The sequence below is a fragment of the Pseudomonas sp. SMN11 genome (assembly GCF_052041945.1).
Taxonomy (GTDB): domain Bacteria; phylum Pseudomonadota; class Gammaproteobacteria; order Pseudomonadales; family Pseudomonadaceae; genus Aquipseudomonas.
The window spans coordinates 1-15212 of record NZ_JBKGGW010000007.1 but is presented as its reverse complement, the minus strand read 5'-3'; the positions used below and the strand labels follow the sequence as shown (position 1 = coordinate 15212).

Below are 15212 nucleotides of genomic sequence, written 5' to 3'. Positions count from 1 at the left end.
GGCAAGTTGAGCTAGATATAACACCCGCCCTGCCAATCGACACCTGGCAAAACTGCTAGGTGCCAGCCCACGCAACTTCATCTACTGTCGTCCCATGTCGCAGCCGTTGCGTTGCCCTGTAGCAACCCTGTACGGCCCGGGCGAAGAAAGTTGAAACGCCTTTGTTCATTCCTCATGCACAGTGAGAGACACCTCCATGAGTTCAGAACCTTCACTTCACTCCAACGCCCTTAACTTCATGAGTGCCATGGAAAACGGTGTCGATACACGCACGGGCCAGTACACCTTGTCGGTCAAACTTCCAGCGTTGCATGCCAATAACTTCCAGGGCCCCGACCCAGAACTCAACCTCAACTTCAGCCCGCTCAACACGATCGACTCTGGCTGGGGGAGAGGCTGGAACCTGTCACTGACCCAGCTCACTGCACACAACCAGGTCATCGCCACTTACACCGGAGAAACCTTCAAGGTCACCGGCAGCGTCGGCAACCGCCTGCAAATGCGCGAGCAGCGGCTGGCGCACTTCCATCTGTATCGCGAGCCCGCCGGGCCCGGCGGCAACGGGCGCTACCGGGTGGTACACCGTTCTGGCGTTGTGGAAATTCTTGAAGAAATGGGCAGCATGACGGGGCGCATCGCGTTGCCAATAGAGATCTACTCGGCCACAGGGCATAAGATCAGCCTCGCGTACCAGTCCTTCAACCCGGCATACATGATGCTCAGTTCGATCACCGATGGCAGCGGGCAGATCCTTCTGGAGATCGAACGCAAGGATGGCCGCATCGAGTTGCGCGAGCGGCCTTACCACGGCGACGACGGCCAGCCCGTCGCCCGCCATGTGATGAACCTGATCAACACCGACTGGGTCGACTCGATCGTTTTGCCAACTGCCGAGCAGGCAAGCTGGCGCCTGGAATACAGGGAGGTGCTCGACCATCTGTGCCTGAGCAAGGTCGAGACCCCTACCGGCGCCCGGGAGTACCTGCTTTATCAAGATGGTGGGCATCAGTTCCCGGGTACCAGCCGCCCCCTGGCCTTGCCCCGTGTTACCCGCCACATCGTCGAGCCAGGCCAGGGCCAACCCGCGTTTCAGCGAGCCTATGTCTATCCGGGTTCGCATAATTTCCTGGGCTTTGGCAGTGGCATTAGTTGGAGTGACGACGGGCTGGACAACCTCTACAAGTACTCGAACGACTACGAGTACCAGACCGTCGAAACCTTATCGGGTGCAGACACCAAGCCACTGCAGGTCGTCACTCGTACTTTCAACCGTTTCCACCTGCTGACCGCCACCCGAACCGTACAGAACAACTGCGTTCATGAAATCAACACCACCTACAACCTCAGGCCAGGCTCGTTCGACGAGCAAGCGCCAACCCTGCAGATGCCGATCCGCGAACAGGTTCGCTGGTCCTTGGCCAACGACATCACCCGCAGCCGCCTGGAAGCCGTAGAAACCCAATACGACACCCATGGCAATATCACCTGGCGCAAACTCGCCAGCGGTGTGACCGAGACCAATACCTGGTACGGCATGGACCCTGAGGACGGCTACCCAGGTGATGCCAATGGTTTTGTCCGCCACCTCAAGAGCCGGACCACCACCCCGTCCAGCGACGCAGACGGGCCAGCCCCCACCCTCACCCACCGCTACCAGTATCGCGCACTGAGGCCGCTGGCCAGCAGTACCATCACGCTCAACCCAATGGTTGTCGAGCACACCGAGGCACTGGTGGACGAAGCCAACCCGGCACAGGTGCTCGCGCAAACCGTGAGCAACTACATCGATGCGCCCTTCGCCAGCCTGCTGCATGGCCGCCGCTACCAACAAACGGTCAAACGCAACAAGCTGGAAACCACCTCCCAGTATCAGTTCAAGGCGATGGTCGACCCGCTTGGCAACCACCCGGTGCTGGAAACCCGCACTACCCTCATCGGCTATGACGGCACGCGGCGCACAACCGCTGAAATGCGTTCGCTGCTGGTCGGTGAGACGGTGTTCGAAAGCGATGAGAACGGCGTGCAGACCCATCGTGAATACGATGCCCTGCGCCGGGTTACCCGTGAGCGGGTATCGCCCGGCACGAAGTTCGAGGCTGGCGTACGCTACGCCTATGAACTGTGTGCCCGCGACGGGGACATCGCCCGGCATCGCCAGACCAACGCGCGCGGTATCACCACCGAGACGCTGCTGGACGGCCTGGGCAGGCCTGTCCTCGAGCAACGGGACAACGTCCACCCCTCCCGACCGGGCAGTTTTTTCGAAGTCATGGCCCTTGAGTACGACGCTTTTGGCAACCGGGTCCGGGAGACCGTTACCGACTGGCTGCAAGGTAGCAAGATCCTGACCCTGACCAACAGCCTGAGCTACGACGACTGGGGTGAGCAATGCTGCACCATTGGCCCGGATGGCGTTGAACACCACGACGTGCTCGACCCTATCGGGAATGCCGCTCACAAAGGCGCCATCCGTTACACCTGGCGCGAAGGCGGCAAGCTGCAATCACGTACCCGGACAAAGACCCGCAATGGTGTCAAAACCCGGGTAACCCAGGTGGCGCGTGCGATCAGCGGCAAGACCGAAACCTGGCTCAACCTGTTCAACAAGCCCGTACGGCGCAAGCGCCTGGATGCCTTCGACGAGCTGCTCGGTGAGCGCAGGTACAGCTATGACGGCCTCGGGCACGCCCTGAGCGAAACGGACGAGCGCAACCACACCACAACCTTCAATTACGACCCCTGGGGCCGCATGCTGGTCACCCGCCAGCCGAACAATACCCGCCTCACCCGCACCTATGCCGAGCACTCCACCGAAGAGCTGCCCGCCAGCCTGGTAGTCACCCCGGCGAACGCCTTGTTACCCGCCCGCGAGATTGGCGCGCAGTACCACGACGGGCTGGACCGCCTGGTCGGCGCTACCACAGGGGGGCGGACCGAACATTTCGTGTTCCGTGAAGGCGAAAACAGGCCACGCCAGCGCATTACCCCTGCTGGCGAGACCATCGAGCTGGACTATAACCTGCAGCTCACCGCGATGCCGACCAGCAGCAATGCGCCCGAAGACCACGCACGATTCGAATACCACGCCACCAGTGCACGTTTGCTCAGCAGCGACAACGGGCAAGGCAAACGACGTTTCGAATACAACCTCGCCAACCAGCTGATTGAAGAACATTGGGATGACGTGCACACAGGCAAGCCCTGGAGCAGGAAATCAGTCAACACCTTGCAAGACCGGCTGATAAGTACAACGGAAGACAATCGTGTAACGACCACGCACGAGTACTACCCGAACGGTCACCTGAAATCCACGCTGCAGGACCAGTTGGAGGCTGTCTTCGAATACGACGAGCTAGGCCGCGTACAAGTGATCACCAGCCACGACCGGGCCGGCGCGCATGCGCTGGAAACGACGATCGAATACGATGATCAGGATCACGAAACCAAGCGCACCTGGCGACAGAGCGGTCAGCCAGATCGCGTCCAGGAGTCAGTCTGGGGCGCGGATGACCTGATGCTCAGCCGCACGCTACATGTCGCGGGTGTTTTGCGCCTTGAGGAAGGCTTTGGTTACGACACCCATGCGCGCCTGGTCCGGCACACCTGCAAGGGGCCGGACCTGCCCCGCGATGCGCTGGACCGGAGCATCGAATCACAGGTGTTCACCTTCGATGCCTTCAACAATATCCAGACCACACTTACCAGTTTCGGCGGCGGGTCCCGCCCGGAAAGGGCCGAGTTCACTCACGCAGAGCGCGACCCCTGCCAGCTGCAACGCATCAAGTACACACCTGCGCGTGCCGCGCCCGATCCTGATTTCAGCTACGACGCCAATGGCAACCTGACCCGCGACGAGCGTGGCCGCCCGGTCCGCTACGATAGCCAGAACCGGTTGCTGGGCTTGAACGCTGTGGGCCAGCCCGATACCTACGGCTATGACGGCCAAGGCCTGCTGGTGAGTCGCCACGACGCCGGCAAGCGTACGCTGCTGCTGCATGACGGTGAACGTTTGCGCCGGGCCGTGCGTGACGGCGTGGAGACACTGTACCTGCACCACGGCGAGCAACCACTGGGAGTGCAGCAAAGCGGCAGCGGCGCGCACGCTCCATTGCTGCTGCACACCAGTGCCAGCCACAGCGTGATTGCCGAAAGCCAGGCCGGTAGCACGCGGGCCACGCGCTACACGGCCTACGGCGAAGGCCACAGCGACGACCCCACGCTCGCTGCGCTGGGCTACAACGGCGAGGCGCTTGACCCGGACAGCGGCTGGTACCTGCTAGGCAACGGCTATCGCGCCTACAACCCGACACTGATGCGCTTCCACAGCCCGGACTCGCTGAGCCCGTTTGGCGAAGGGGGGCTGAACTATTACGCCTATTGCCAGGGCAACCCGGTGACCTTCCGCGACCCTACCGGGCATTACAGCACCGGTTACAGCGGTACCAGCCAGTCGCGGCAGGAGCTTGAGCGGCATCGGATCTCGCCGCGCATGGAACTCGGCGTGATGGGCTGGGTCGGCTTAGGGTTTGGCTTCGGTTTCGCCGTCGTGGCTTCGGTAGTGGCCATCGTGGTGACGGCCGGCGTGGCTGCGCCTGCGGTGGCTGCCGCCTGGTCGGGAGGCAGTGCAGCTGCGAGTGCGGCATTGGCGGCAACGGTAGCAGCAGGTGGGGGCGCCTACATCGTAGGCCTCAAGGTCGCGTTGTCGATCACCACGACCACATTGTCAGTGGCTGGCACGGTACTGCAAACGGAAGGTCTCCTTTCCGGGCATGAAACACGTAGCAACATCGGCACGATCCTTAGCCTTGCGTCTGGGGTCACAGGTCTTGCAGAGGGGGCGTTGTTTCAATTCAGCGCGCCTAAATCGACGCCTAGATCGAGAAGTGGGAGTTATCAATCGAATCCTGCCATAGAATCCTTTGGGCCTTTTAAGTCGGTACCCCGGGAAGAAATAAAAATCCCGCTGGCCAGCCTCCGTAACAGGGACCCCCGCTATAACCGAGCCAATAGAAATTCGTTTACCTCCAACAACGAGGCTCACTTATACGACATCAGAGATTAAAAACAACGTCCCTGTAGTTACAAACTTTCAAAGTTACTTTTCGGGAGCATTGAAATGCATAAGCCAGCGAGCACTTCAACCCAGCGAGCCGATGCTGAATTAGCCCCCAAGCGCTATCTGAAATCAAAAACAGCCAGTTTGCAGCCATCCCCAAAGAGTCTCAACGCCCCCGATGTCGATTACCGGGGCGTGGACTCCTGGTCGGCTGCCATCAAACTGATCTGTGACAGCATTCCGCCGTGGGGTGAACAGGTCGTGCCGAATCCGGTACAGCTGCCTGCGGGCTATACCAACGAAACCCTACCGGGCATTACAGCACCGGCTATAGCGGTACCAGCCAGTCGCGGCAGGAGCTTGAGCGGCATCGGATCTCGCCGCGCGTGGAGCTGGGTGTGATCGGCTGGGTCGGCATGAGCTTTGGCTTTCTCCTTGGCGCCATAGCGTCGGTGGCGGCCGTCGTGGTAACGGCGGGCGTTGCAGCACCCGCCGTGGCGGCTGCCTGGACGGCCGCCGGTGGGGGCTGACGGGGGTTGGCGCGGCCGTTTCAGCCGGCGTGGGGGCGCTGAACTTGATTTCCAATTTGCCGAAAAGACCACAGCTTTGAAACCGCCAGAAACAGCGGGAAAACACTTCACACCCTTAAGGCAGTCAACAATTTTTCTAGAGTCGACGTAAGTACCCATCCAAACAGAGATGTATTTTACTCGCCAACATTTAACTTTATCAGATCAGGGCACTCGATTTAGCCCCCTGAAACCAGAGCATAAATAACAACTCGAATCAAGAAGGCAAACACAAAGCTCGCCGTCACAGACCACAAGAAGACAATAACATTCGTAGAATTAACATTTCTGGAGACAGAAAATGAGGCCATTAAATTCCACCCTACCTAAATACGACCGTGCCACGAAAGCCCGGCGCAAGTACCTGAACCTACAAGATGCCCCGTCCTCGCCAACGCTGGCAGAACTGGTCGCCCCCAACGTCCAGGGCATCATCGATAGCCGTGACGGCACGCTGCACAAGGACCGCCTGAAAACCGACCTGACCGTCGAAATCCCGCCATGGCCTTTCCTGCCCAGCGATCCTGACGACTATGTGACATTACAGCTTCAGTTCACCTTGACCGGCGCCGAAGATACGTTCATAGCCATTGGCCCCATCGAGAGGTATGACGGTGCGCTGGAACCCGGTGACTTCCCACTGACGCTGCATTTCCCCCAGCCGTCCATTCCACGCAATGGCAAGCTTTGGATTCGCTACGAACTTGATACCTACCTCGGAAAAGATGTTTCGCTCCCTATCGAACTGATCTGCGACAGCGTCGCCCCTTGGGGCGATGACCCCGCGCCCCCGCTTGTGCCGCCCACTGGCATCATCAACGAAGCCTACCTGACCGGCAATCCGACCGGCATCGAGCTGGAAGTACCTGATTATCCCGACCGGGCACCGGGTGACACTTACGAGGCGTTCTACCTGAGCGATTGGCCTGAAGAGGATGCGGATTACGAAAACCCTATCGCCGTGGGGCCCGTCACTGATGAGCTCAAGATCACCATTCCGGCAGATACGGTCCGTCGCCTGGGGGACGGCAGGTTCTACATCGTCTACTACCTGTTCGACAAAGCGCAAAACCGCAGCCGCATCCGCTTGCCGGCCACGGTCGATGTGGTGCTCACCCCTGAGCCCGAAAACCTGCTGCCGCCCGATGTGCCGCTAGCCACTGATGACGGCGTACTGAGCCTGCCGGACGCACAGGCGGGTGTACACGTGGTGATAGAGGCCTACACGAACCACCGAAATGAAGACCGGATCGCCATCATCTGGGGCTCGACGCCCCTGCCCGTGGAGCAAGTAGGTTCACGCACTTTCCCACTCTCGATCCGCGTACCCAGCGACATCTTGCGCAATGAGTACGGCACAGCCACTGGTGTGATCAGCACCAACGTCAGTTATCAAGTGCTGCGTGGCCAGGCCCCCTATGGCCCGGCAGACGCCGACTTCAATGTCGACTTCTCGGTGGTCGGCCCTGTGCGCCCTGACCCGGACCCGGATTGGCCAGACCCGATCAATGACCAGATGCTCGCGCCCGACATCACCAGTTTCACCGGCCTGGTCAACCAGATTGCTCTGCCAGACCGTGGCGAGGATGCCACCCTGACATTTGAAGTATTCGAGGGCGCCGCGAACGGCCAGGTAGTGGACTTCTACTGGGGTGGCACGCGGGTGAGCGAAGCACGCTGGGTCGTCGATCAGCCAACAGGCACCGAGAAGCCGGTCACGATTCCCTGGCGCTACATCCTGGATGCGGGTAACAACCCTGCACTTCCTGTGCACTACACCGTTCGTGCCGACGTCGACGCGATCAATGAACAGGAATCGCTCCCGCAATACGTAGCGGTATCGGCCATCGACATGACGCCGGACGACCTTGAGTTCCTTGGCGTATCTGACCGGGGTTGGCTGAACTGCCCCTCGATCTGGGACCCCCTCGACCCCACCGCCGAACCGGCGATCAGGGTCCAGGTCCCCCCCTGCAGCCGCTTCAACGTAGCACCGGGCACCACCATGACGCTGACCTGGGTGGTGTACGACGCCACGGTGGGCGGCAACCTGATCCCCGGGGTGGAAAAAAACGACCCGGTGACGTTGACCGCAGAGCAGATCGACAAAGGCTTTGTCTGGCGGGTCGAGCCATACGCTCAACACATCCAGCCGATCTTCGACGTTGCCCCGGTGGGCGGGCGCGCCGAGGTGAGCTACGTCATCGATACGCCGGTGCCGATTCCCTCCAACCCCACTGGCAACAAAATCAGCATTGCCGACCAGAGTACGGGAGGCTCCTGTGATTTGAACCGACCTTGAGCAAGTACCGGCAGCGGCCACAGCCAAAGCCGCTGCCGGGGGGGCGCAACAGGCGTTTTCCGAGATGAAAGTAAGAGTTTTCCTACATTTTTCACGGCTTGGCGCACTTAACCTCGCTGCATCCAGACCCTTCTCTCAAAAACAAGAGAAGCGTCTTACAGAAATTGTTAACTTCGAGGATCGTCTCATGCCTAGCCGCCTGTTTCACACCTTACGCCAATGTTCTCAACCGGCCCGGCTCATATTGCTCGGCCCGCTGCTGTTCGCCAGTGCCGCCTGCGCAGAAACCCTCATCGTTGAGGATACCCTACTCGATGCGGGTAGCCCGCAGGACAGCTACCGGGTGCTCGGCCCGGCTACCCTGACCGCCAGCGGCGCGACGACCTTGCAGATCACTGCCCTGGCGGGCGCCACCGTGAACCTGTCGGACAGCCAGGTCACCGCCCAAAGCAATGGCAATGGCCTGGCGCTCAGTGGCGCCAGCGCCACCGTGCAACGCTCCACCCTCCGCAGCGATGCCCGCGGCCTGGCGCTGAGCCCCGCCGGGGCGGGCAACGGCGCGAATGCTCTGATCAGCGACAGCGTGATCGAAGGCGGCATTCAAGGTGCAGCCATGAATGAAAGCACTGCCCAGCTGCTGCGCAGCGAACTGCGCGGCACGGGTGACAGCAGCGAGGGCTTGCGGATGGTTGCGAGTACCCTGACTGCCAGGGATGGCAGCACCATCAGCGGCGGCAGCTATGGTGTGCGCATCCTTGAAGATAACGGCAGCAGCTCCACGCTGGTCGTCGACAACAGCCTGGTCGAGGGGCGCAACGGGCCGGCGATCGCCGTCGGCCGCGGTGCCGGCCGTGCGGCATCCGCGCAGATCGATGTGCTCAACGGTGCACGCCTGAGCGGCGGCAACGGCGTGCTGCTGCAGGTCGCGGACGCCGCTGTTGCCAACCTGCGGGTCAACGACAGCCACCTGGTCGGTGATATCGTCGCTGACAGCGGGGGCACCGCCAACGTGCTGCTGGAGAACTTCGCCACCCTCAAGGGCCGACTGGAAAACGTCGCCAGCCTGGGGATCAGCAGCGGCGGTGAATGGACCTTGGTCGAGAACAGCCAGGTAACCGACCTGACGCTGGACAATGGTGCCGTGCGCTTCGGCGCACCGGGTGAATTTTTCACCCTTTCCGTGGAAAACCTCGCGGGCAACGGTACCTTCATCATGGAGGCAGACTTCGGTGCCTCACACTCGGACTTCCTCGAGGTAACCGGCAGCGCCAGCGGCAACCACCAGTTGCTGATCAGTGCCAGCGGCAACGATCCGCTGGCGGACAACAGCCTGCACGTAGTGCACACCGCCGCCGGCGATGCGCAGTTCGCGCTGCAGGGCGGCCCCGTGGACCTGGGCGCCTACTCCTACGACCTGGTGCAACGTGGCGGCAACGACTGGTACCTGGACGCGACCACCCGAACCGTCAGCCCTGGTACGCAAACGGTGATGGCACTGGCCAACGTTGCACCGACCATCTGGTACGGCGAGCTCGGCGTGTTGCGCAGCCGCATGGGCGATGTGCGGCGCAATCCTGGCAAGGCGGGTGGCTGGGTACGCAGCTACGGCAACCAGTTCAACGTCTCGGCGGCCTCTGGTGCGGCCTATCAGCAGCAGCAACAAGGCCTGTCGATCGGCGCCGATGCGCCGCTGGCAGCAGGCGATGGCAACTGGCTGGTGGGGATCACGGCGGGCTACAGCAACTCCGACCTGAACCTCACCCGGAGCTCGTCTGCCAGCGTCGACAGCTACCATGCCGGCGCCTATGCCACCTGGCTCGACCGCGAAAGCGGGTACTACGTCGACACCGTGGCGCGTATCAACCGCTTCCGCAACGAAGCTGACGTGCGCCTGAGCGACGGCAGCAAAGCCAAGGGTGACTACAGCAACCTCGGCGCCGGTGTATCGCTGGAAGTGGGGCGTCATCTGGCACTGGCCGATGACTGGTTCCTTGAGCCCTTCGCCCAGCTGTCCGGGCTCGTGGTACAGGGCAAGGACTATAACCTGGACAATGGCATGCACGCCGACAGCGAACGCACCCGCTCGCTGTTGGGCAAAGTGGGCACCACCGTCGGGCGCTCCTTCACCGCAGGTGCAGGCCGTAGCGTGCAGCCGTACCTGCGGGTGGCGGCGGTTCACGAGTTCGTCAACGACAACCAGGTGAAGGTGAACGACAACCGCTTCGGCAACAACTTGTCCGGTTCGCGTGGTGAAATCGGGGCCGGGGTCGCCGTCGCCTGGGACGACAAATGGCAGGCCCACGCCGACTTCGACTACAGCCATGGCAACAAGCTGGAACAGCCATGGGGCGTGAGTGTCGGCGCCCGCTACAACTGGTGAAATCACAAGGGAAGGCCAAGGTGCCTTCCCTTTTTCATGCACAGAAAGGGAGAAGGTCGATGGCACAGAACAAACGGGCCGCTAAACCCAGCGTTGCGGCAAACACTACGCTTGACCCGGACTCGGCCCTGCTCGTCCCACCCACCGTGCCCAAGGTGGTGCCTGACGTAGAAGGAGGAATACCCAACACAGTCGAATTCCGCGCGACTTACATGCCCCTGCGAGTTGAATTCCCGCTGTGGGCCCACTCGAACCCGAGCGAAACGGACAACGAATACTTGTACCTCTACTGGGACGATGTAAAGATCGAAACGAAGACGTTCAGCAAACCCGTTCAACCCGAAGAGCTGTTTATCCTGGTACCTGTCAGCAAGCTGATCGAAGGCTCGCACCGCTTGCACTACGAGGTGACGATTTTCAACGACTCGCATGTGGCTTCGCGGCCACTGGATATCTACATCGACAAGACGCCACCGATGCTCAACCCGGATGACGACCGCCTGGGGCTTCCCGACTACGTGATCGGCAATGGGGTCACCGAAGAATACCTCGCGGCCAACGGCGACAAACTCGAAGCCACAGTCCCCCCAATCCTGGGTGCGGAGCCAGGCGATGTGCTGAAATGGTTCTGGAGCGACGACCCTGTCGGGCAGCACATGGTCGACATGATGACCTTGACCGCCGAGCATATCGAAACCCGGGGCACACAAGGCATCAGCAAACCGATTGAACTGATCTTCCGGGGCGACTTCATTCGTCAGTCCCGCAACGGCACGCGTTTCGTCCGTTATGAAGTGCAGGACCGGGCGGGTACCGCACCGCAGCGGGCACTGGCTCGCTCGCTGCAGTCGGACCCCTCCCCACCGCCACGCGAGCTGCCGCCGCCACGCATCAAGGAGGCGACAGGCAGTGATTTCTACAGCACGCTGGATCCAGCCAAGGCGGTCAATGGCGTCACATTCGTGATACCGGAGGATGCAGACATCAGACCCGGAGAAACAGTCACCGTGTACTGGGGCGAGCCAGACACCCTCGGCGGCTACTCCACCAGCACGCCCACGTCGCCAGGTGCCCGTGAATACCTGATCCCTCGCGTGCATGTACCACCGCACATGAACAACCGGGTCGAGTTGTATTACCAGATCAACAAACCTGACATGCCGCCATCGCCCTCGCACTTTGTCACGGTACGGAAAATCGAAGGCCTGCCATACGTACAGTCCGACGCTATCAAAAATAATGCACTGAACCTGCGCACCGTAGGCAGTGGCGCCAGCTTCACCCTTGAGGACTGGCCGTTCCGGCATACATCGCAGTTCGTCAACGCCTGGATTCTTGGGGTGGAGCGAAACAACATCGGGCACGAAATCAGGCTGCCGATTGCCACGGAGCTGCCGGTGCCCACCGAGGCCGGTGTCATGATGCTGGGTATTGTCAGCAAGAACGACCTGCTGAAACTGGAACTCAACTACCAGTTCCAGATAAAAGTGGAGGTATCGTTCGACAATAAGGTGAGTTGGCTGAAATTCCCGGATCCATCCGCCCAGCTGATAGACGTGCCCGAGCCCTGATACGGGACAAAAAAAAAACGCCACTCGAAGAGTGGCGTTTTTTGTATTTGGAGCGGGAAACGAGACTCGAACTCGCGACCCCGACCTTGGCAAGGTCGTGCTCTACCAACTGAGCTATTCCCGCAATTTGAAGCTTTACCGCTATCGGCGTGAAGCGCCATTAAGACCCTCACCACCACTGCACCGCATAGACGCCACAGTATTTAAACTGGAGCGGGAAACGAGACTCGAACTCGCGACCCCGACCTTGGCAAGGTCGTGCTCTACCAACTGAGCTATTCCCGCATTTGGCGTCCCCTAGGGGACTCGAACCCCTGTTACCGCCGTGAAAGGGCGGTGTCCTAGGCCACTAGACGAAGGGGACACACAACACTTTTCAGTGCACCAGCACCTGAACCTCACGATTCAGACTGGATTTCTATTTCCTGCCCCGCCGTTAAGCGTTGCCGGAGAATTTGGAGCGGGAAACGAGACTCGAACTCGCGACCCCGACCTTGGCAAGGTCGTGCTCTACCAACTGAGCTATTCCCGCAATTGGCGTCCCCTAGGGGACTCGAACCCCTGTTACCGCCGTGAAAGGGCGGTGTCCTAGGCCACTAGACGAAGGGGACACGCTGCTGGCATTACTGCCTGCTTTCACTCCCTGCCGCGTTTCGCTGTGTGCTTTACGCTGCAAGTGGCGCGCATTCTATGGATGCTTCGAGGGGCCGTCAACCCCTTTGTAGAAATTTATTTAAATCAATGACTTCGGTCCATACAGGAGGTGCCGCCAGGCGCCGCCGACGGATTGGCGTTGATTTTCTGACAACACCTCGGGCAAGCTCACCATCAATGTGCCAGCATGCAGCTATAAGGCTGATTGCCGATAGAACGAGAGATTTGCCTGCCAAGGCCTCTCGCGAGCAAGCTCGCTCCTACACTCTATATGCAAACCTATTGATGAGGCGTTAACGGTGACACCACTTCTGATCACTCTGCTCATCGTGGCGGGTATCGCGTTGCTGATCGTGATCGGCTACCTCAACAACGTGGTCGAAAACAGCAAGCTCGAACGCGCGCGGCTGAAAGTCGAACTCGCCGACCGGGTACGCCGCTGTGGCGAAATCACCGAGACCTTCCCGGGCCAGTTCATGACCCCGGCCCTCAAGCTGCTGCTGGCGCGCCTGGAGCTGAACCTCAACCAGCGGCAACTGGCGCTGGACAAGCACAACGCGCAACTCAAGGCGCGCATCGTCGAACTCGAAGGGCTGGTCGGCCAGGGTGAACGCATCCCGGTGAACAACCCGCCCTGCCCGATCCAGACTGAGGTCAAGGCCAAGGATGTGCGCTTCCTGCTCGAGGCGCTGCACAACCAGATCGTCAAGGGCAGCCAGGAGAACGTGCTGCAGACCAACGAAGCCAAGCAGTGGGTCAGGGAGATCCGCCACATCCTGGTGCTGCTGCATATCGAGTTCTTCAACAACCTCGGCCAGCAGGCGCTGCAGCAGGAACAGCCAGGGCAAGCGCGGCTGGCCTTCGAGCGCGGCGTGCAGTACCTGCGCAAGCAGCCGGAACCGAAGGTGTATGAAGAGCAGCTGACCTATCTGGAGAAACTGCTGGCGCGGGCCAATGCCCAGGTGCTGGACAAGATGGAGCCGGCGGAGAACGAACAGAACGAATTGACCGAGGGGCTCAAGACCGACGAGGACGAGACCTGGAAAAAGCGGGTGATCTACGACTGATTCAGAATCCGGCACAATCCTATGTAGGAGCGGCCTTGTGTCGCGAAAGGGCCGCGCAGCGGCCCCAGAATTTTTGCATCACACTCAAGATTGCCGGGGCCGCTGTGCGGCCCTTTCGCGACGCAAGGCCGCTCCTACAGTTACCGCGCAGGACTTAGCAGTCGCTCAGCTCCAGGAAAATCGCCACCAGGCGCTCCAGCCCCACCTGATCCGCCTCACTGAAACGCGCCAGCTTCGGGCTGTCCAGATCCAGCACGCCAATCAAACGCCCTCCCTTCACCAGCGGAATCACCAGTTCACTGTTGGACGCACTGTCACAGGCGATATGCCCCGGGAACGCATGCACATCCTCGACCCGCTGGGTTTGCCGGGTAGCTGCAGCCGCGCCGCATACGCCCTTGCTGAATGGAATGCGCACACAGGCGACCTGGCCCTGGAACGGGCCGAGCACCAGCTCTTCGTTGCGGTTGAGGTAGAACCCCGCCCAGTTCAGGTCGTCCACCTGGTTGAAGAGAAACGCCGAAAACTGCGCGGCATTGGCGATGAAGTCGCGCTCGTCGGCAAACAGCGCCTGCACTTGCGCGGCCAGCAGGTTGTAGCCGTCGAGGCCGGTGCCACTGGCATTGAGGTCGATCATGTTTACTTTTGCTCCAGCAATTGCAGCCCGACCCAGTAGCGGGCGAACTGATAGGCACAACGGCCATTACGGTTGCCGCGCCCGGTTGCCCAGCGCACGGCGAGAATTTCCAGGGCTTCGTCACGCTGCCAGGCCAGGCCTGCAGGGCGGGCCAGCTGGCCGATCCAGTGCTCGACCACGTCGAGGAAGTGTTCCTGGCTGAACGGGTAGAACGACAGCCACAGGCCGAAGCGGTCGGACAAGGCAATCTTGTCTTCCACCGCCTCATTGGGGTGCAGCTCGCCGTCGACCATTTTCCAGTTTTCGTTGTCGCTCTGTTTTTCCGGCACCAGGTGGCGGCGGTTGGACGTCGCGTACAGCAGCACGTTGTCAGGGGCCTGCTCCAGCGAGCCGTCGAGCACGCTCTTGAGCACCCGGTAGTCGCCCTCCCCGGCTTCGAACGACAGGTCGTCGCAGAACAGGATGAAGCGCTGCGGCAGCTTCTGCAGCTGCTCGACGACGCGCGGCAGGTCGGCAAGGTGATCGCGCTCGATCTCGATCAGGCGCAGCCCGGCATCGGCATGCTCGGCCAGCAAGGCGCGTACCAGCGACGACTTGCCAGTGCCACGCGAGCCCCACAGCAGGGCGTGGTTGGCCGGCATGCCATTGATGAACTGATGGGTGTTGCGGCCCAGCTGCTCGCGCTGTTTATCCACGCCGATCAGGTCAGTCAGGCGAATGTCCAGGCTTACGTCCAGCGGCATCAGGTAACCCGAGCGGCCATCACGCTGCCAGCGCGCAGCCAGGGTGGTGCTCCAGTCGATCTGCGGGCGTGGCGCCGGCAACAAGGGTTCGAGACGCGCCAGCACCGATTCCGCGCGTTCCAGAAAAGCATTCAAGCGAGCGTCCATGACGACTCCTGCAAATTCAGATTCTAGGCTGCTGGGGGGGGGGGGGGGGGGGGGGGGGGGGGGGGGGGGGGGGGGGGGGGGGGGGG

General features: G+C 61.0%; 8 protein-coding genes and 5 tRNA genes. 6 read left to right on the top strand and 7 right to left on the bottom strand.

Features of this window, described 5'->3' with window-relative positions; all coding sequences use genetic code 11:
• Positions 1–196 precede the first annotated feature (196 nt).
• The 5 genes from ACLEJU_RS09110 to ACLEJU_RS09090 all read left to right on the top strand — a co-directional run bounded on the left by ACLEJU_RS09110 (position 197) and on the right by ACLEJU_RS09090 (position 11878).
• A complete protein-coding gene (locus tag ACLEJU_RS09110; RefSeq protein WP_435423410.1) occupies positions 197–5062 on the top strand; it encodes an RHS repeat-associated core domain-containing protein in 4866 nt (1621 codons plus the stop codon).
• A 54-nt stretch (positions 5063–5116) separates the two neighbouring features.
• Positions 5117–5458 (top strand): hypothetical protein, encoded by a 342-nt coding sequence (locus tag ACLEJU_RS09105; protein WP_435423409.1) that lies wholly within the window; start codon positions 5117–5119, stop codon positions 5456–5458.
• Between the two features lie 468 nt (positions 5459–5926).
• On the top strand, positions 5927–7927 hold the full coding sequence (locus ACLEJU_RS09100) for a hypothetical protein (protein WP_435423408.1): 2001 nt from the start codon (positions 5927–5929) through the stop codon (positions 7925–7927).
• Positions 7928–8114: 187 nt separating this feature from the next.
• Positions 8115–10307, top strand: coding sequence for an autotransporter outer membrane beta-barrel domain-containing protein (locus ACLEJU_RS09095; RefSeq protein ID WP_435423407.1), 2193 nt, complete (start codon positions 8115–8117; stop codon positions 10305–10307).
• 59 nt (positions 10308–10366) lie between these two features.
• The gene (locus ACLEJU_RS09090) at positions 10367–11878 is read left to right on the top strand and encodes a hypothetical protein (RefSeq protein WP_435423406.1); all 1512 of its coding nucleotides are present in this window, start codon (positions 10367–10369) and stop codon (positions 11876–11878) included.
• A 48-nt stretch (positions 11879–11926) separates the two neighbouring features.
• Here ACLEJU_RS09090 and ACLEJU_RS09085 read toward each other — a convergent pair.
• The 5 genes from ACLEJU_RS09085 to ACLEJU_RS09065 form a co-directional block, all read right to left on the bottom strand.
• Positions 11927–12002: transfer RNA gene (locus ACLEJU_RS09085), tRNA-Gly, on the bottom strand.
• A gap of 85 nt (positions 12003–12087) precedes the next feature.
• Positions 12088–12163: transfer RNA gene (locus tag ACLEJU_RS09080), tRNA-Gly, on the bottom strand.
• A 3-nt stretch (positions 12164–12166) separates the two neighbouring features.
• Positions 12167–12242, bottom strand: a tRNA-Glu gene (locus ACLEJU_RS09075).
• 92 nt (positions 12243–12334) lie between these two features.
• Positions 12335–12410, bottom strand: a tRNA-Gly gene (locus ACLEJU_RS09070).
• Between the two features lie 3 nt (positions 12411–12413).
• A tRNA-Glu gene (locus tag ACLEJU_RS09065) sits at positions 12414–12489 on the bottom strand.
• A 342-nt stretch (positions 12490–12831) separates the two neighbouring features.
• Here ACLEJU_RS09065 and ACLEJU_RS09060 point away from each other — a divergent pair.
• Complete coding sequence (locus tag ACLEJU_RS09060; RefSeq protein ID WP_435425676.1) at positions 12832–13599, top strand: hypothetical protein; 768 nt, start codon at positions 12832–12834, stop codon at positions 13597–13599.
• 154 nt (positions 13600–13753) lie between these two features.
• Here ACLEJU_RS09060 and ACLEJU_RS09055 read toward each other — a convergent pair whose 3' ends face one another.
• Both ACLEJU_RS09055 and ACLEJU_RS09050 read right to left on the bottom strand, forming a co-directional pair.
• Positions 13754–14236: a GAF domain-containing protein gene (locus ACLEJU_RS09055; protein WP_435425677.1), complete on the bottom strand. Its 483-nt coding sequence runs from the start codon at positions 14234–14236 to the stop codon at positions 13754–13756.
• 2 nt (positions 14237–14238) lie between these two features.
• Positions 14239–15126, bottom strand: a complete 888-nt coding sequence (locus tag ACLEJU_RS09050; RefSeq protein WP_435425678.1) for an ATP-binding protein — start codon at positions 15124–15126, stop codon at positions 14239–14241.
• Between the last annotated feature and the right edge of the window lie 86 nt (positions 15127–15212).